The organism is Synechococcus sp. F70.1 (assembly GCF_047502745.1).
Taxonomy (GTDB): Bacteria; Cyanobacteriota; Cyanobacteriia; order Thermostichales; family Thermostichaceae; genus Thermostichus.
The window spans coordinates 83,543-101,914 of the sequence record NZ_JANSJL010000087.1 but is presented as its reverse complement, the minus strand read 5'-3'; the positions used below and the strand labels follow the sequence as shown (position 1 = coordinate 101,914).

Genomic DNA, 18,372 nt, shown 5'->3' with positions numbered 1-18,372 from the left:
TGATCCAACAGGTGAAAGCTGCCCAGGCTGAGTATGCCACCTTCACCCAGGAACAGGTGGATCGGATCTTTCACAAAGCTGCCCTGGCCGCCAACAACGAACGGATCCCGCTGGCCAAGCTGGCCGTGGAAGAGACCGGCATGGGGATTGTGGAAGACAAGGTGATCAAAAATCACTTTGCCTCTGAATACATTTACAACAAATACAAACACGAGAAAACCTGCGGCGTCATCGAGCGGGACGAGAGCTTTGGCTACGAGCGCATTGCTGAGCCGGTGGGGCTTTTGGCAGGTATTGTGCCAGTAACCAACCCCACGTCGACAACAATTTTCAAAGCCCTCATCACTCTAAAAACCCGCAACGCCATCATCTTTGCGCCTCACCCCCGTGCCAAACGATGCACGGCTGCTGCAGCCAAAGTGGTCAAAGAGGCGGCTGAGGCGGCAGGCGCGCCGGTGGGGTTGATTGGCTGGATTGACGAGCCCACGATTGAGCTCTCCCAGGCTTTGATGCAGCATCCTGAGGTGAAGCTGATCCTGGCCACCGGGGGCCCTGGCATGGTCAAGGCGGCCTATTCTTCCGGCCACCCATCTTTGGGGGTGGGGGCAGGCAATACCCCGGCAGTGATCGATGCCAGCGCCGACATCCCCACAGCCGTCAGCTCGATTATCTTGAGCAAGACCTTCGACAACGGCATGATCTGCGCCTCAGAACAGGCGGTGATCGTGGTGGATGCTGTTTACGAGCAGGTCAAGGCCGAATTCCGCCAGCGGGGGGCCTACTTTTTGGATCCGGAACAAACGCAAGCGGTGCGCTGCCTCCTCCTCAAAGACGGCCGCCTCAATCCGGCTATTGTCGGCCAATCGGTGCAGACCATTGCCGCTCTGGCCGGGATCCAAGTACCCGAAGGCACGAAGCTCCTGATTGGAGAAGTGGACAAGGTGGGGCCTGAGGAGCCGTTCTCCTACGAAAAATTGGCCCCTGTTTTGGCCCTCTACCGCGCCAAGGATTTCCCCAGCGCTGTCGATATTGCCGTCCAAGTGGTCAATTTCGGGGGGCGGGGCCACACCTCTGTTTTGTATACCGATCCAGCCAATCGGGACGATATTGCCTACTTTGAGAATGCCCTACAAACAGGGCGGGTGCTGATCAACACCCCCTCTTCGCAGGGGGCGATTGGGGATCTCTACAACTTCAGGCTGGATCCCTCGCTCACCCTAGGCTGTGGCACTTGGGGGGGCAATTCGGTCTCGGACAATGTGGGGCCGCGCCACCTGCTCAACATTAAAACGGTGGCCTACCGGCGGGAAAATATGCTCTGGTTTCGGGTGCCGCCCAAGATCTACTTCAAGCCGGGATGTCTACCGGTGGCGCTGCGGGAGTTGGCCGGCAAAAAACGGGCTTTTTTGGTTACCGATAGGCCCCTCTTCGAGCTGGGCGTGCTGCAGGCGGTTACCCGGGTTTTGGACGAACTGCAGATCAAGTGGGATGTCTACCACGACGTGGAGCCGGATCCCACCCTCAGCAACGTCAACCGCGGCCTGGAGCAGTTGCGCCAATTCCAGCCGGATGTGATCATCGCCGTGGGGGGCGGATCCCCGATGGACGCGGCCAAGGTGATGTGGCTGATGTACGAGCAGCCGCAGGTGGAGTTTGAAGGCCTGGCCACGCGCTTTATGGACATCCGCAAGCGGGTCTACGAGCTGCCGCCGCTGGGGCAAAAAGCCCAACTGGTCTGCATCCCCACCACTTCCGGGACGGGATCCGAGGTGACGCCCTTTGCCGTAGTCACCGACGACCGGGTGGGGATCAAGTACCCACTGGCCGACTACGCCCTCACCCCCAGCATGGCCATCGTGGATCCGGATCTCACCCTGAAGATGCCCAAGAAGCTAACCGCCTACGGCGGCCTCGATGCCCTTACCCATGCCCTGGAAGCCTATGTCTCGGTGATGGCCAGCGAGTTTACCGACGGGCTGGCGCTGCAGGCGATTAAGCTGCTGATGACCTACCTGCCGCGGGCCTACGAGAGGGGGGCCGAAGATCCAGAAGCGCGGGAAAAAGTCCACTACGCTGCCACCATTGCCGGCATGGCCTTTGCCAACGCCTTTTTGGGGGTGTGCCACTCCCTGGCCCACAAGCTGGGATCCACCTTCCACCTGCCCCACGGCCTGGCCAACGCTTTGATGATTACCCACGTCATCCGCTACAACGCCACCGACGCTCCCTTCAAGCAGGCCATCTTTCCCCAATACCGCTACCCCAACGCCAAGCACCGCTATGCCGAGATTGCCGATTACCTGCAGTTGGGCGGGGCCAATGACGATGAAAAGGTCATGCGCCTCATTGAGGCTATCGAGGAGCTCAAGCGGAAGCTGGGGATCCCGGCCAGCATTCGCGAGGCCCTCAGCGAGAGCGAGCAGGCGTTCTATGACCGTCTGGAAGCGATGGCGGAGCAGGCTTTTGACGACCAATGCACCGGCGCCAACCCCCGCTACCCCCTCATCCAGGACATGAAGGAGCTGTACATCTTGGCCTATCGGGGCTGCCGGGTAGAGGCTGCCCTCTACCACCAGCCGGAGCCAGCTCTGGCCTAAGAGCCGCCTTTCTGCTCCCAGCCAAAACGTGACCCCCACCCTGGCAACGGCTATGGCTACGCTGCACCGCCCCGATCCCAGCCTCGACATCTGGAAGGCCAGATCCCACCCCTTAGCTCCCATTTTTCTGCCCCGTTCGGTGGCGGTGGTGGGGGCCACGGAGCGGGAGGGCAGTGTGGGGCGCACGGTGCTGTGGAACCTCATTAGCCATCCCTTTGGCGGCACGGTCTACCCGGTCAACCCCAAGCGGCACCAGGTGTTGGGGATCCGGGCCTACGAGCGGCTGTCCGCTCTGCCGGAGCCGGTGGATCTGGCCATCATCGCCATCCCGGCAGCCGGGGTGCCGGCGGTTATCCAAGAATGCGTCGAGGCCGGAGTCAAGGGGGCCATTGTCCTCTCGGCAGGCTTTAAGGAAATCGGCCCGGAGGGGTTGGCCCTGGAAAAGACCATCCAACAGGCCGCCCGCGGCAAGTTGCGCCTAATTGGCCCCAACTGCCTGGGGATCCAAAACCCCCACACTGGCTTGAATGCCACCTTTGCCGCCCAGATGGCCCGACCCGGCAACGTGGGGTTTATCAGCCAAAGCGGGGCCCTCTGCACTTCAATCCTGGACTGGAGCCTGCGGGAAAATGTGGGCTTCAGCGCCTTCATCTCCCTGGGATCAATGCTGGATGTGGGCTGGGGGGATCTGATCGACTACCTGGGCGAGGATCCCCATACCCACAGCATTGTCCTCTACATGGAATCCATTGGAGATGCCCGCTCCTTCTTATCGGCAGCCCGCGAGGTGGCGCTGAGCAAGCCCATCATCGTCATCAAGGCGGGACGCACCCAGGCAGCAGCCCAGGCAGCAGCCTCCCACACGGGATCCCTCACCGGCAGCGACGCGGTTTTGGATGCGGCCTTTCGCCGTTGTGGTGTGCTGCGGGTGGATCGCATTGAAGATCTCTTCGACATGGCGGAGGTGCTGGCCAAACAGCCTCGTCCCCAAGGGCCCCACCTCACCATCCTCACCAATGCCGGCGGGCCGGGGGTGCTGGCCACCGACGCCCTCATCCGCGCCGGCGGATCCCTGGCCCAGCTTTCTCCCCAAACCCTGGAGCAGCTCAACCAGATCCTGCCGCCCCACTGGAGCCACGGCAACCCCATCGATATCCTGGGCGATGCCGGCCCGGAGCGCTTTGCCCAGGCGCTGGAAGTGGTGCTGCGGGATCCCGCCAGCCAGGGCTGTTTGGTGATCCTCACCCCCCAAGCCATGACGGATCCCACGGCCACGGCTGAGAAAGTGGTGGAGACCTGGCGGCGCAGCGGATCCCGCCAACCCATCCTGGCCAGTTGGATGGGGGGAGCCCTGGTGGATGCCGGCGAGCAGATCCTCAACCAGGCCGGGATCCCCACCTACCGCTACCCAGACCAGGCGGCGCGGGTGTTTAGCTACTTGTGGCGCTTTAGCGACAACCTCAAGGCCCTCTACGAAACTCCCACTTTGCCCCCTGCAAGAGCGGTCGAGCGGGATAGGGTGCACCAAATCCTCAGCCAAGCCCGGCAGCAAGGTCGCACGCTCTTAACCGAGGTCGAGTCCAAGGAGATCCTAGCCGCCTACGGGATCCCGGTGGTGCCCACGCGGGTGGCAGCAAGTTCGGAAGCGGCGGTGGAAGCTGCTGAGGCCATAGGCTACCCGGTGGTGCTGAAGCTTTACTCCCACACCCTCACCCACAAAAGCGACGTAGGCGGCGTGCAGCTCAACCTGCCCGATGCCGAAGCCGTGCGGCGGGCCTACCAGCAGATCCAGACTAATGTTGCCGAAAAAGCCGGATCCCAGCACTTTCAAGGGGTGACGGTGCAGCCCATGGTTCCCACCAACGGCTACGAGCTGATCCTGGGCAGCAGCGAGGATCCCCAATTTGGGCCGGTGTTGCTGTTTGGCAGTGGCGGACAACTGGTGGAGGTGTTTCAAGATCGCTCCATCGGCCTTCCCCCCCTCAACACTACCTTGGCGCGGCGCTTGATGGAGAATACCCTCATCTACAAGGCCCTCAAGGGGGTGCGGGGACGCCGGGCCGTGGATCTGGAGGCCCTGGAACAGCTCTTGGTGCGCTTTAGCCAACTGGTGGCCGAGCAGCGGGAGATTAAAGAGATCGACATCAACCCCCTGCTGGCCTCGGGCGAGGGGCTGGTGGCTTTGGATGCCCGCGTCATTCTGCGCTCAGAGCAAGAACCACCGGTGCCGTTGGCCATCCGCCCCTACCCCAGCCAGTACACCTGGCCCTTCCGGGACGGCATCACCATCCGCCCCATCCGCCCTGAAGACGAGCCTTTGGTGATCGATTTTCACCGCCACGTCTCCGATTACAGCGTCTATCTGCGCTACTTCCACCCGATCAAATACAGCGCCCGCATCGCCCACGAGCGCCTTACCCGCATTTGCTTTAACGATTACGACCGCGAGATTGCCTTAGTAGCAGAAAAACAGGAGCCAGAGGCCAATCGCGTCAGCGGGACGAAGTCCTTAATCCTCGGCATCAGCCGCCTCTCCAGAAAACATGGCTTTCCCCAAGAAGCGGAGTTTGCCCTCTTGGTGGCGGATCCCTACCAAAGACAGGGGATCGGCACGGAGCTCTTGACCCGCCTCATTCAGGTGGCCCGCTGCGAAGGGATCCAGCGCCTGGCCGGCGAGGTGCTCAGCGAAAACGAGGGCATGCGCCGCCTGTGTAGGCGCTTGGGGTTCCAGTTGCTCCCCTCCCCAGAGGATCCCGGCCTCCTCAGGGCCACGTTGGATCTTGCTGCCGATGCAGCGCTCCCCACGCCCTGCCTAGGGAGCCCTGGCTCTAAAAACGGTTTACCGACCGGCTTACCGTAGAATAGATCCCTGACGCCCAACCTTCCCGCGCCTTTGGGGAGAGGGGTTGGGGGTGAGAAGCTTTTGGGGATGGCTGTGAACAGATTACCCATCGCGGTGGGCTGGTCGGCGAGAGTGGGGCGGTGGCTGGGGCTGGGATCCCTGCTCCTGGGACTTCTGCTGGGGCTGGGTGGCTGCGGCGGCGGGGCGGGATCCCAGGGGGAAGTGAGGATTCTACTAGCTTCTTTTGCAGTGACCCGCGATGCCTACCGGCAGATCATCCCTGCCTTTGAGGCCTACTGGCTGGCCCAGACCGGACAACGGGTGCGTGTAGAAAGCAGCTACGCTGGCTCGGCAACGCAAGCGCGGGCGGTCATCGAGGGGCTGGATGCCGATGTGGTGGCCTTGGCCCTGGGCCTGGATGTGGAGCGCATCGTGGCTGCCGGCCTGATTCGGCCGGGTTGGGAAAGTCGCACACCCAACCAAGGGATCGTCACCCGTTCAGTGGTGGTGATGGTAACGCGGGAGGGCAACCCCCACGATATCCGCTCCTGGACGGATCTGGCTCGGCCCGGCTTGCAGGTGGTTACTGCCAACCCCAAAACCTCAGGGGGTGCCCGCTGGAACTTTTTGGCCCTCTGGAGCGCTGTCCCTGAGCCGCAGGCCCTAGCCTTCACTACTCAGGTCTACAAAAACGTCCGCGTCCTGCCGCGGGACTCGCGGGAGGCTACGGATGTCTTTTTCCAAAAAGGGCAGGGGGATGCCCTACTCACCTACGAACATGAGGTGATCCTGGCGGGCTTGCGCGGCCAGCCCTTGCCCTACGTGGTGCCGGATCCCAACATTTCCATCGACAACCCGGTAGCGGTGGTGGATGCCAACGTAGACCGCAAGGGCACCCGCGCCGTGGCCGAAGCCTTTGTGGACTATCTCTTTACGCCCGAGGCGCAGCGGGCCTTTGCCAAGGTGGGTTTTCGGCCAGTGGAGCCCACGGTGGCGCAAGAGTTTGCCTGGCGTTACCCTCCTGTTGAGAAACTGGTAACCGTTGCCGACCTAGGCGGCTGGGAGACAATCCAAAACCGCTTCTTTGCCGATGGGGCTTTGTTCGATCGCATTCAAGCCGAGTTGTAGGGAGGCTCCCTTGTTTTGGATTCCCATTCAAGTTATTCTGGGAGCTGTATCAACGGTTTGTTGACAGGTTTACCGTAGATTAGGTGGGCGTTTAACTTCCCTCAACCTTTTGAGAAGACTCAGCCGGCAACCAATCCAGCAACTTCTCAGGCAACCCACTAGCTAGGCAGAGCCTATGGGCATCACCATTGCAGGGGTATCGAAGCGTTTCGGCGAGTTTCAGGCGCTCTACCCTACCGATCTCACCATCCCCACGGGATCCCTAGTGGCCTTGTTGGGGCCGTCGGGTTCTGGCAAATCTACCCTGCTGCGCCTGATTGCCGGCCTGGAGAAGCCAGACACGGGACGGATTTTCCTCACCGGGCGGGATGCCACCCACGCCAGCGTCCAGGAGCGCAACGTCGGCTTTGTCTTCCAGCACTACGCCCTGTTTAAGCACATGACGGTGCGGCAGAACATTGCCTTTGGCCTGGAGATCCGCAGGCTGCCAAGAGCTGAAATTCGGGCACGGGTGGACGAGCTGCTGGAGCTGGTGCAACTGTCGGGGTTTGGGGATCACTACCCCTCCCAGCTTTCGGGCGGCCAGCGGCAGCGGGTGGCCCTGGCCCGTGCTCTGGCGGTAGAGCCGCAGGTGTTGCTTTTGGATGAGCCCTTCGGGGCGCTGGATGCCAGAGTGCGCAAGGAGCTGCGCCAGTGGCTGCGGCGCCTACACGACGAGGTGCATGTCACCACCGTCCTGGTTACCCACGACCAAGAAGAGGCTATGGAGGTGGCCGACCAAATTGTGGTCATGAACCAGGGGCGGATCGAACAGGTGGGATCCCCTGCCGAGATCTACGATCATCCGGCCACTCCCTTTGTCATGAGCTTTATTGGCCCGGTCAACGAGCTCTCGCCCCGCTCCGTATTATCCTGCCAGCTCCCTGAAGCGCAGGCCGGTTCGCATCGGCTTTTCTTGCGCCCCCATGATGTCCAAATCGAGCTCAGCCCCACCAGCAGCGGTGTCTCGGCTTGGGTCAAAGAGATTATCCACCTAGGGCGGGAGATCCAGGCGGAGCTGGTCTTGAGCGATGGCGGATCCCTCTGGGCCCACCTCAGCCGCGAGCAATACACCAACCAGCCCCTGCACATTGGGCAGCAGGTTTACGTGCGCCCCAGGGTAATCAAAGCCTTCCCCATCAAGAAAACGGAAATGACAGCCATGGCGGTGGGAGCTTAGGGAACCTTGCTGCAGGCGGTGTTTCCAGTGTCTTGGCCGTGGTGGCTGACCCTGGGCTATCTCTTCCTGATGCTGGTCTTGCCAATAGCTGCCTTGGTTGCCAAGGCCAGCACCTTGGGCTGGGCAGAGTTTTGGCGGATTGCCACCGATCCCCTGGCCCTCTCTGCCTATGAGGTTACTTTTGTAACCGCCTTGCTGGCGGCCATAGTGAACGGTGTGATGGGCACTCTAACCGCCTGGGTGTTGGTGCGCTACGCCTTCCCTGGGAAAAAGCTCCTCGAGGGGTTGATTGATCTGCCCTTTGCCCTGCCCACGGCTGTGGCCGGCCTCACCCTGGCGACCGTCTACAGCAGCAACGGCTGGATAGGATCCCTGCTGGCTCCCTTGGGAATCCGCATTGCCTTTACCCGCTGGGGGGTGGGGGTAGCAATGCTGTTTATCTCTTTTCCCTTTGTGGTGCGGACCGTGCAGCCGGTGCTGCAGGAACTGGAGCCGGATGTGGAGGAAGCTGCCTGGAGCTTGGGCGCCTCCCGCTGGCAGACCTTTTGCCGAGTGGTACTACCGCAAATTCTGCCGTCTATCCTAACGGGGGTGGCGTTGGGGTTTTCTCGCGCTGTCGGTGAGTATGGCTCCATCGTCATTATTGCCGCCAGCATTCCCTTCCAGGATTTGATTGCGGCGGTGCTGGTCATCCAAAGACTGGAACAGTACGACTACGCCGGCGCCACGGTGATTGGGACGGTGATGCTGGTGATCTCCTTCCTTTTGCTGGCGGTGATTAACCTTCTGCAAGGCTGGGCAAGTCGCCATGAGACCTAAGGGAGTTGCCGAGGTTCAAGGGAAGCCACCCGCCAACCCTTGGCTGGCTGGCCTGCTGATTGGGATCGTCTTGCTCTATGTGGGGCTGCTCATCGGGATCCCCCTGGTGAATGTCTTCTACCAGGCGTTGCGGGAAGGGATCCCCAGTTTTTTTCAGCACCTGGGGGAGCGAGAGTTTCTCAGCGCAGCCCGCTTGACTTTGCTAACTGCCCTGGTTGTCGTGCCTCTCAATACTCTTTTTGGCCTCTGCGCTGCCATAGCGCTAGCACGCCGCCGCTTTCCAGGGCGGGCCTTGCTGCTTAGCCTCATTGACCTGCCCTTTTCCATTTCGCCGGTAGTAGCCGGCCTGATGCTGGTGCTGATCTTTGGCCGTCAAGGTTGGCTGGGATCCTGGAACCTGCGGGTCATTTTTGCGTTTCCAGGCATTGTGCTGGCCACGGCTTTCATCACCTTGCCCTTTGTGGTGCGGGAAGTATTGCCGGTGTTGGAAGAGGCCGGCACCGAGGAAGAAGAAGCCGCCAAAACTCTGGGGGCCAATTCCTGGCAGGTCTTCTGGCGGATTACCCTGCCCAACATCCGCTGGGGCCTCTTGTATGGAGTCATCCTCACCAATGCTCGCGCCATGGGGGAGTTTGGCGCTGTGGCGGTGGTCTCGGGCAACATCGTTGGGCGCACCCAAACCCTGCCTCTGTTTGTGGAAGATGCCTATCGCAGCTATGCCACAGGATCAGCCTATGCAGCCGCGGTGGTGCTTTCTTTGCTGGCGGTGGTGACCCTAGTGGCCAGGGAGCTGCTGGAGCGGGGATCCCCTTCCCGTCGCATCTTTTAGGTTCCCTCTCTCTCTAAGGAGAAAGGTCGGGGGTGAGGAGCTCCGGCAGCGGTACCCCAGTTCCCCCCAGGCCGCAGTAGCCGCGCGGGTTTTTGGCGAGGTACTGCTGGTGGTAGTCTTCGGCGTAGTAGAACTCTGGAGCCTCCAGGATCTCAGTGGTGATGGGGCCGTAGCCGTGGGCGCTCAGGACTTGCTGGTAGAGGTCGCGGGTTTTTTCCGCCAGCTCCCGCTGGGTCTGGGAATAGACGTAGATGCCGGAGCGATACTGAGTGCCCACATCATTGCCCTGGCGCATCCCCTGGGTGGGATCGTGGTTTTCCCAAAACACTTTCAAGAGCTGGAGGTAGCTAATCTGGCTGGGATCGTAAACCACCCGCACCACCTCGTTGTGGCCAGTTAAGCCGGTGCAGACCTCTTCATAGGTGGGGTTGGGAGTATACCCGCCCGCATAGCCCACTGCAGTGGTATACACCCCAGGCAACTGCCAAAACCTGCGCTCCGCTCCCCAGAAGCAGCCCATGCCAAACATGGCTAGCTCCATCCCCTCGGGAAAAGGGGGCTTCAGGGGCGTGCCCTTGACGTAGTGCCGGTTAACGATTGCCATTGGCTCGGAGCGGCCCGGCAAAGCCTCCTCCGGGGTAGGCAGGGTCAGTTTCTTGCTCAGTTTGCCGAAACCAAAGAGCGCCATGGCGGCAGCCCGATACATTCGTTAACGTCTACCAGCCTAGCGTAGATAGCCGCTGTTGTCTCAAGGGAGCAGCTTAGAGTTTTAGACTGCCAGCTCCACAACCACAGGGGCATGGTCGCTGGGCTTTTCTGCCCGCCGCGGCTCGACGTCGATCCAGCAAGCCGTAGCTTTGTCCTGAAGCAAGGGGGAAAGGTAGAGGTGGTCAATGCGCCAGCCCCGATTCTTCTGGAACCCCCCGGCCCGGTAGTCCCACCAGCTAAAATGTCCAGGGTCCGGGTTAAACTTGCGAAAGGCATCCTCAAAGCCCAAAGCCAGGATCTTCTGCAGGGCCTGCCGCTCCGGCTCGGAGGCCATGATTTCTCCGGCTTTGCTGGGATCATAGATATCCCGATCTTCCGGGGCGATGTTGAAGTCGCCACAGAGCAGAATAGGCTGCCCTTGGTCGAGGGCCACCTGGAGGTAGTCTTTCAGGCAGGCCAGCCAGCGCAACTTGTAGGCGTACTTGTCAGATCCCACCGCCTCGCCATTGGGCACGTAGAGGTTGAGGATGCGGATGCCGCGGTAGAGGCCGCCAATAAGCCGCTTTTGCTCATCCAGCTCTGCGGCTGCCGGCAGCAGGGCAGCAAAGCCCCGCTCCACCTTTTCCGGCACCTCCCGGCTGATGAGGGCAACGCCGTTGTAGGCTTTCTGCCCGTACACCTCCACATGGAAGCCCCGCTCCTCAAAGGGGGCACGGGGAAACTCCGCATCCACCACCTTGGTCTCCTGCAGGCAGAGCACATCCAGGGATCCCTGCTTGTCCAGCCAGGCCAAAACCTGGGGCAGGCGGCTGCGGATGGAGTTGACATTCCAGGTGGCTACTCGCATCCCAGAAGGTTCTCTCAAGCCACAAGCTTAGCTAGGCCCAGGGGGCGGATCCCTTGCGGCGAAACCTCGACCCGGTAGGGCAGCACCTCAACTCCCGCCTGCAGGGCCTGGTGAAACAGACGGGCATAGCGAGGATCCCGTTCTGCTCCGGGGGCAAACTCGGTGCAATCGGCGCGGTTAATCCAATACAGCAGCAGAGCCCGCTGACCCTGTCGGCGGATCTCCATCAAGTCTTCCAGGTGTTTTTGACCGCGAGTCGTCACGGTATCGGGAAAAAGGGCACAGGAGCCAACAGCCCAGGTTGTATTTTTAACCTCCAGGTAGGCACAGCCGCCCGGCCCCTCCAAAAGAAAGTCCATCCTGCTTTTGCCCCAGACCACTTCCCGCCGCCAGCGGGAAAACTGAGCCAGTTGGGGGAACCAGCCCTGCTGCAGCCCCCATTCCACTAGGCGATTGGGTAGGCCAGTGTTGATCCCTACCCACACCTCCCCCACTTGGATCATCTCCCAGGTGTAGGCCAGCTTGCGCCTGGGATCGGGGTGATAGGAGAGGCAAACGGGTGCCCCCGCCTGGCAAACTCCCGTCATCGGGCCGGTGTTGGGGCAGTGGGCAGTTACCTGTTGCCCATTTTCCAGCTCCACCTCGGCAAAGAAGCGCTTGCAGCGGCCGCGCAACACGCCTTTGAGTAGGGGAATGGGGAAACGATAGGGTGGCGGGCCCTCCTGCCCAGGCATCTGCAAGTGCCCTCCAGCTAAGTATTTTTTCTTTAGGATTTTGGAAGTCTTCCAGGGGGGAGCGATCTTCTACGCTAGGGTAATGGCGTAAGCTAGGGCTCTCATGGGCCGATGCCTTGCTCCCCTGTTAATATCCTACCTTTTCTATCCCTTGGCCAAAACTTGGAGAAGACAACTCGAATGTTGCGTCTTGACCCTGACCCTGGCTTTCAGCTTCCGGAGCCTTTTCAGGACAACCGCGGGCGCGTAGCCATCTTTATTGACGGGGCCAACCTCTTCTACGCTGCCCTGCAGATGGGCATTGAGATTGACTACACCCGCCTCCTGAAGACGCTCACCGGCCGTTCTCCCCTTCTGCGCTCCTTTTTCTACACCGGCGTCGACCGCAACAACGAAAAGCAGCAGGGGTTTTTGCTCTGGATGCGCCGCAATGGCTTCCGTGTGGTTACCAAAGAGCTGACCCAACTCCCCGATGGATCCAAGCGGGCCAACCTAGATGTGGAGATTGCCGTGGACATGTTGTCGCTGGTGCGCTGGTATGAGACAGCGGTGCTGGTAAGCGGAGACGGGGACTTGGCCTATGCCGTCAATGCTGTCAGCTACCAGGGAGCACGGGTAGAGGTGGTTAGCCTGCGCTCCATGACCAGCGATCAGCTCATCAACTTGGCGGATCGCTACATCGACCTGGAATCCATCAAGGACTACATCAAGAAAACCAACCGTTCTTCCTATCTCTACCGAGGGGGAGTTAGCAACGACGAAGAGGACGAGGGCTAGAGCCCTAGGAGGCCCACCACTCCCCAGCCCTCCTGCCATTCTAGGCAAATAAATGCCCACCTGGCTTCCTAGCCCCTCTGCTGGGAAGCTAGGTGTTTTCCGTATGGGTTACTCACCTCCTAGCCCACCTGTCCATTCAGAAATTACAATGGGGCATCTAGCTCATTAGTGTTCCAGGATCTCTCTTTCCATGAGCTACTTGGTTATTGACACCGAGGGCAACCCTAACCTTGAAGAGATTGCCATTGTCGACAGCAGCGGTAAGCTTGTTTACCACGCCCATACCCAGGAATACTCGCCTGGCCACCCCCAGCCCAAGCCTTTAGCCCAGATTGTTGCGGACCTGCGGCGTTTGGCCCAAGGTAAAACCCTCGTTTTCCACCGCGCAGAGCACGACCTAAAAATCCTTAAACAAGCCTTTGAGCAAGCTAACCAAGAGTGGCTTTCTAACCCCGTTTTTTGCACTTGGCTAGCTGCCAAGGAATGTTTCCCCAACCTCCCCAGCTACAGTCTAGAGTATCTTAGCAAACATCTTAGTATCCAACTGGAGAGCGGCTATTTCAACTCCAAACTGGCCCACGACGCCAGCTACGATGCTCTTTTTACCTATCACCTCTATCGCCACCTCACCCACGCTCAGCTCAAAGCTCAGAATATTCCCAACCCCTTTGCCAGCAGTAGAGTTGACAATCCCTTTCAGAGTTACCCCGACGAGGCTACCATCTATCAGTCTCAGTACCAGCAACTCACAGCCGTTCTCCAGGACATTCAACGGGATCCCAACCACCAGAGCCGGGGCGTTGTCCTACTGGGGGAACCTGGATCCGGCAAGACTCACCTAATCATGCGGGTGGCCCAAAACCTGCTGCGCCACAACCGTCTCCTGTTTATCCCTCAGCCCACCCATCCCGACAACATCTATCACCACATCTACAGCCACACCCTGGAATCCCTGCGAGAACGGGTAGATGCCCATCACCACACCCAGCTCGACTACTTGATTGCCAAGAGCTTTGTGGAAATCTTGAAAACCTTCCCCCAAACCTCAAAAACTGAAGAGCTTCTCTCCCTTCTCACGGCGGATCCCCTCAACCTCTTTCATCGCCTGGGAGCAGAAGGCAGCGAGCGTCGTCGTCAGCAATGGCAAGCCATTGAAAAACTGGTTCTGCGCTGGTGGGCAGAGCAAAACTTCCTTACCGGTTCCACCGAAAACATTCTCAAGGGCATCATCAAATACTGCAGCTACAGGGATCCCAACCGCCGTCACCAGATCATCCGCTGGCTCAGCGGTACCGACCTGGATCCTGAAGAAACCAACTTGATTGGGTTGCCCCCTTGGAGTGCAGATCTGGATCGCAACACCTTTGCCCTAGAAGGGATGAAAGTCATCGGCAGGCTTTCGCTGCTCGACCAGCCCCTGATCATTGTCTTCGACCAATTGGAGGCTCTGGGCCGAGAGGAAAATCGAGATATCCTTCTCAACTTTGGCGATGCTCTAAAAGAGCTTTTTACCCGTATTCCCAACAGTCTGATTGTCCTTAATTTGTTTCCTGATCGTTGGCAACATTTCCAAACCCAATTTGACCGGGCTACCGTCGATCGCCTCTCCCAAACCGTCCTCTCCCTAGATCTCCCCTCTCTTCCCCAGCTTCAAGCCCTTCTCCAGAGCCGCCTGCCTTCAGGGATCCACCTCCAAGCTCTCTTTACCGCCGATGACCTAAGCGATATTCTTGGCCAACCCTCCATCCGGGCCATTCTCAACCGGGCCTCAGCCTACTATCGCCACTACATCAACGGGATCCCTCTCCCTCCCCAGGTGCAAGTTGTACCCACTGCCAGCAATCTAGCCGCCCGTGTCCAGCGGCTCGAAACTGAGCTGCAAACCCTCAAACAACTGCTCATCCCCCTTCTGCCTGCCCACGGCCCCTCCATCGTTCTATCTCCACCCCTTCGGGATCCCAGCCCATCTGCCGATCTTGTTGAGACGCTGGATCCCTATCTCCGCACCACTGAGGCTCAGCTCCGCGCCGCCTATCCCCAAGAGGCGATCATCGACAGCACAGCTGATATCGGCAAATTGCGCACCATCGTCAATGCCCTGCAAGGGATCCATCCTGTCCCCATGAGCACCCTGAAGCTGGGCAAACGCAAGCTTCCAGATCACCTCTATTTCCCCAGCCAAAAGCGGGTGATTGCCTTTATCCAAGTGGCTGCTGGCAGCATGTATTGGCAGGTCAATAACTTCAACCAATTGGTGATTGCTCACCCTGGGCTTCAGTTTCTCTTGCTGCGGGACGCCCGCCTCAAGCCTCCTTCTCCAACAGCTACTGCCACCCAAGCGGCCTTGGCTGCCCTCAACAACAGCCCTAATGGCAAGTATGAGCTGCTCACCAAAGAGGATCGCATTCACCTGGAGCTGATGTACAGAATGATCACCGACATCCAAAACCGCGACTTGGAGCTAGACCTGACCTCAGCCGTTCGGTACTATCTTGAGCATAGGGATCCCCCCCTTATCGCCTGGATCCTAGGCCGTGCCTAAGCCTTCCCTGAACTCTCTCCCATTCAGTTGAGGTCTTAGTGGAACTTCGAGGTGGAAGGGATTGCTTGCAGCAGGTAAACGGGGTTAAGGGGGGAAAAGCGAGTGCCCTCAGCCAAGGCCGTGGAGCGGGAGATCTGGACATGTTCCACTCGCACCTGCCAGCCCTGTGAGCGCAGCCACTGCAGGGTTTCGCTGCAGGTTTCTAGGGTGGCGAAGTTGGCCACCAGGATCCCTCCAGGCCGTAGGCGGGGCGCCACTGTGGGCAGGAGCTGGGGGATCCCCTTTCCACCTCCTCCCAGCAACACCCGATCCGGATCCGGCAGGTCAGCCAGCACCTGAGGCGCTGCCCCTGGGATTACCTGCAGGTTTTCCAGACCAAAGCGTTGGCGGTTGCGCTGGATGAGACAAATGCCCATGGCGTTGCGCTCGATGGCATAGACCTGGAGCTGGGAAGAGAGGCGGGCGATCTCCACAGCCACTGAGCCCGTGCCAGCCCCGATATCCCACACCACCCCCTGTCGCGGCAATTGCAAGGCTCCCAGGGTGAGGAGGCGGATGGGCTGCTTGGTGATTAGGCCGGGCTGGTCGGGAAAGGTGTGGAACTGGTCGTCCGGGATCCCAACCAAAGGCCAGCGGCTGGGATCCGGTTCCGGCTCAACGCGCCGCAGCACCACCAGGTTAGGGCTGGGGAAGGCAGAGTTCTCCCCTTCCTGCAGGGGCATGATCTGCTCCTGGGGGGATCCCAGTTGGCTGCATACCCAGGCCTGGTAGCGCACTGGCAGCCGCAGGTCGGCAATGAACTGGGCCAAGCTGGCTGGTGTGTGCTCTGGATCGGTGAGCACTACAATTACAGGGGATCCCTGTTTGAGAACGGGTTCCAACTGCTCCATTCCCCGCCCATGTAGGCTGAGGATAGTGGCCTCCTGCCAGGGGATCTGTAGGCGGTTGAGGGCCAACTGTACCGAGCTCACCTGGGGATAAAAAGCCAACTGCTCCCTCGGGAAATACTGGGTCAGCAGGCGCCCAATCCCAAAAAACAGCGGATCCCCGCTGGCCAACAAGACCAGAGATCCCTGCGCTAGCTCCTGCTGCAGAAGCGGGATCCAACTTTCCACTGGCCCGGTCAGCGGGATCTTGCGGGCTGGATGGTCAGCAAAGTGCTGGAGTAGGCTAGGAGGCCCGGCCAGGACTTTGGCCTGCGAAAGGGGTGGGATCCCCCAGGAAGCCACCGAGCCATCTCCGGCTACCCCTACAACTGCAAGCTGAGGCAACTGGCTCGCCATCTAGCGTTCGACAGGCGGGTGTACTGGCGTATGGGGTTTCCTGCATTTCTATCGCGGCGAGATTCCTGGATGGCCTTCCCAGCTCGTCCCCAATTCTAGCCCCGGCGGGCAGCCAGCAGCAGGGCATTGACAATGGCGGCAGCCACCGGGGATCCCCCTTTACGGCCCTCCACCCGAATCTGGGGAACCTCTGTCTGGGCCAAGGCTTGCTTTGCCTCTTCTACTGCCACAAAGCCCACCGGCACCCCAATCACCAGGCTGGGCCGGACCCGCTGTGCCCGAATCTCTTCCACCAGCGCCAGCAGGGCTGTGGGCGCGTTGCCGACGACAAAGATTGCCTCTGGGTAGCAGCGGGCCACCTTGATCATCCCTTGAGCGGTGCGGGTTTGCCCCACCTCGAGGGGCTCTTCCACCCAGTCCAAGGCGCAGTGGAGCGGAATCCCCTGGGCCTGCAGACCAGCTTGGATCCCGGCGGCTACCATCCTCACATCCACCACCACTGGTCGTTTTTGCCGCAGGGCCGCTAGCCCCGCCTCAACCGCCGTGGGGCTGAACACAAAGCGATCCCGGAGCTCGAAGTCGGCCGTGGCGTGGATAGCGCGGCGCACGATCTCATAGGGGATCCCCTGCCAGGGGTGGGGGCCGATCTCTTGGTCAATCTGGCGAAAGCTGGCTGCTGTAATCGGGTCTATCCAGGCCGTCTCGTCGGTTTTCTCGCTCATCGAATCTGCAAGTAGAGCTCAAGCGAAGACTGCTGGCGGGCGGAAGCTGGGCGGAGCCTCTAGTCCCCAAAACGCCCCGTTAGTCCACTCTAGACGCTCCGAAGAAGCGGCCATGATTGGTCTATTCTGGTGGAGGTGGCTTGTTCGCTCCTTCCTTGCACACACCCAACTCCCTTTCTATTCCCTCCGCGCCGGGATCCCTACCTTCCCCGTCCCAGGCAGTCGACAGCAGGGATCCCCTCTCGGGCCTGCCTCGCTACGGCCACTCTCAAACCTGGCTTTGGCGCGGCTGGCCGGTTCACTTCACCTACACTCCTAGTCGCGCCCAAACTCCTGCAGGCCAGGTAAACTTGGTGGCAGCGCCGGCTCTTTTAATCCACGGCTTTGGCGCCTCCGTCGGCCACTGGCGCCACAACATCGTCCCTCTAGGATCCCAGCGCCCTGTCTACGCCCTTGACTTGCTGGGATTTGGCAAGAGCGCCAAGCCGGAGATCGCCTACAGCGTCGATCTCTGGGTGGAGCAGGTGTACGAGTTTTGGCGCGTCCACATCCGCCAGCCTATGATCCTGGTTGGCCACTCCCTTGGCGGGTTGGTGGGGGTGATTGCGGCTGCCCGCTATCCCCAGATGGTGAGGGGCCTATGCTTGATTAGCTGCGCCGACGGGCCCCATCCAGAAGAACTGCCCCCTCCCTGGGATGCCCTAGTGCGAGCTTTCTGCGAAGGGATCCTGGCGCTGCTGGGCCCTCACCTCTTTAATTGGCTGCGACAGACTAAGGTGCTGCGGGCTTGGATCAAGAACGTCTACAAGCGCGATGAGCAAGTGGACGATGAGCTAGTGCAGATCTTCCAAACGCCAGCTTTTGAGCCAGGAGCAGCCCACGTGTTCTTGGACAGCCTCAGGGCCATCCTCTGCCGCCCCTTCGATAGCCCCAAGCGCCTCCTGCCCACCCTCAAAATGCCCATTCTCCTCCTCTGGGGTCAAGAGGATCCAGCGGTACCCAGCTTTTTGGCGGATCAGTTCAAGCGCTGGCAGCCAGCTCTTACGTTGGTGAAGCTACCGGGGGTGGGTCACTGCGCCCACGACGAGCTGCCTCACTGGGTCAACACCCTCCTCGGCGAGTGGGCCGCCAGCCTGGAGACATGTACCAGACTGCCGCGCCGTCCGGCCAGGGATCCCTTCCTGGCCTAGCTAGATCACTGGGGGAGGATGTCAATCTTGCTGCTCGATGGGCAGCTGCAGAACTATCCTCCTGAAAGTGGGATGGCAAGAAGTATGTCAGGATGGAAGAGTGCAGCTTTGTAGCCTAGGGGAGGCCGCTTCCTT

14 protein-coding genes are annotated in these 18,372 nt (G+C 60.2%); 9 read left to right on the top strand and 5 right to left on the bottom strand.

Features of this window, described 5'->3' with window-relative positions:
• The first annotated feature begins 2 nt into the window (after nt 1-2).
• The 6 genes from adhE to cysW all read left to right on the top strand — a co-directional run bounded on the left by adhE (nt 3) and on the right by cysW (nt 9,434).
• Complete coding sequence (adhE, locus tag NW860_RS09185; protein ID WP_414513770.1) at nt 3-2,597, top strand: bifunctional acetaldehyde-CoA/alcohol dehydrogenase; 2,595 nt, start codon at nt 3-5, stop codon at nt 2,595-2,597.
• Nucleotides 2,598-2,649: 52 nt separating this feature from the next.
• A complete protein-coding gene (locus NW860_RS09180; RefSeq protein WP_414513768.1) occupies nt 2,650-5,457 on the top strand; it encodes a GNAT family N-acetyltransferase in 2,808 nt (935 codons plus the stop codon).
• Nucleotides 5,458-5,532: 75 nt separating this feature from the next.
• Nucleotides 5,533-6,567 (top strand): sulfate ABC transporter substrate-binding protein, encoded by a 1,035-nt coding sequence (locus NW860_RS09175; protein ID WP_414425182.1) that lies wholly within the window; start codon nt 5,533-5,535, stop codon nt 6,565-6,567.
• 175 nt (nt 6,568-6,742) lie between these two features.
• Nucleotides 6,743-7,786, top strand: coding sequence for a sulfate/molybdate ABC transporter ATP-binding protein (locus NW860_RS09170; RefSeq protein ID WP_414513765.1), 1,044 nt, complete (start codon nt 6,743-6,745; stop codon nt 7,784-7,786).
• 6 nt (nt 7,787-7,792) lie between these two features.
• The gene (gene cysT, locus NW860_RS09165; RefSeq protein WP_414513763.1) at nt 7,793-8,605 is read left to right on the top strand and encodes a sulfate ABC transporter permease subunit CysT; all 813 of its coding nucleotides are present in this window, start codon (nt 7,793-7,795) and stop codon (nt 8,603-8,605) included.
• Entirely contained in the window at nt 8,595-9,434 is an 840-nt protein-coding gene (gene cysW / locus NW860_RS09160) for a sulfate ABC transporter permease subunit CysW (RefSeq protein ID WP_011429375.1), read from the top strand. The genes cysT and cysW overlap by 11 nt, the downstream gene beginning before the upstream one ends.
• Before the next feature lie 13 nt (nt 9,435-9,447).
• Here the strand turns inward: cysW and msrA are convergent, their stop codons facing one another.
• The 3 genes from msrA to sfsA form a co-directional block, all read right to left on the bottom strand.
• Complete coding sequence (gene msrA, locus NW860_RS09155; protein ID WP_414393463.1) at nt 9,448-10,122, bottom strand: peptide-methionine (S)-S-oxide reductase MsrA; 675 nt, start codon at nt 10,120-10,122, stop codon at nt 9,448-9,450.
• 81 nt (nt 10,123-10,203) lie between these two features.
• Nucleotides 10,204-10,989, bottom strand: a complete 786-nt coding sequence (xth, locus tag NW860_RS09150; protein ID WP_414513760.1) for an exodeoxyribonuclease III — start codon at nt 10,987-10,989, stop codon at nt 10,204-10,206.
• Nucleotides 10,990-11,003: 14 nt separating this feature from the next.
• On the bottom strand, nt 11,004-11,723 hold the full coding sequence (gene sfsA / locus NW860_RS09145; protein ID WP_414513758.1) for a DNA/RNA nuclease SfsA: 720 nt from the start codon (nt 11,721-11,723) through the stop codon (nt 11,004-11,006).
• A 180-nt stretch (nt 11,724-11,903) separates the two neighbouring features.
• On the opposite strand from sfsA, the gene NW860_RS09140 reads away from it, so the two are divergent.
• Both NW860_RS09140 and NW860_RS09135 read left to right on the top strand, forming a co-directional pair.
• The gene (locus tag NW860_RS09140) at nt 11,904-12,500 is read left to right on the top strand and encodes an NYN domain-containing protein (protein WP_414393469.1); all 597 of its coding nucleotides are present in this window, start codon (nt 11,904-11,906) and stop codon (nt 12,498-12,500) included.
• A 190-nt stretch (nt 12,501-12,690) separates the two neighbouring features.
• Entirely contained in the window at nt 12,691-15,042 is a 2,352-nt protein-coding gene (locus NW860_RS09135; protein WP_414513756.1) for an AAA family ATPase, read from the top strand.
• Nucleotides 15,043-15,077: 35 nt separating this feature from the next.
• Here the strand turns inward: NW860_RS09135 and cbiE are convergent, their stop codons facing one another.
• Together cbiE and NW860_RS09125 are read right to left on the bottom strand one after the other, a co-directional pair.
• Nucleotides 15,078-16,325 carry a precorrin-6y C5,15-methyltransferase (decarboxylating) subunit CbiE gene (gene cbiE, locus NW860_RS09130; RefSeq protein ID WP_414513754.1) on the bottom strand — a complete coding sequence of 416 codons (1,248 nt, stop codon included), beginning with the start codon at nt 16,323-16,325 and terminating at the stop codon, nt 15,078-15,080.
• 95 nt (nt 16,326-16,420) lie between these two features.
• The gene (locus NW860_RS09125; protein WP_414513752.1) at nt 16,421-17,047 is read right to left on the bottom strand and encodes a cobalt-precorrin-8X methylmutase; all 627 of its coding nucleotides are present in this window, start codon (nt 17,045-17,047) and stop codon (nt 16,421-16,423) included.
• 140 nt (nt 17,048-17,187) lie between these two features.
• Between NW860_RS09125 and NW860_RS09120 the strand changes: the two genes are divergently transcribed.
• Complete coding sequence (locus NW860_RS09120) at nt 17,188-18,237, top strand: alpha/beta fold hydrolase (RefSeq protein WP_414513750.1); 1,050 nt, start codon at nt 17,188-17,190, stop codon at nt 18,235-18,237.
• The last annotated feature ends 135 nt before the right edge of the window (nt 18,238-18,372 follow it).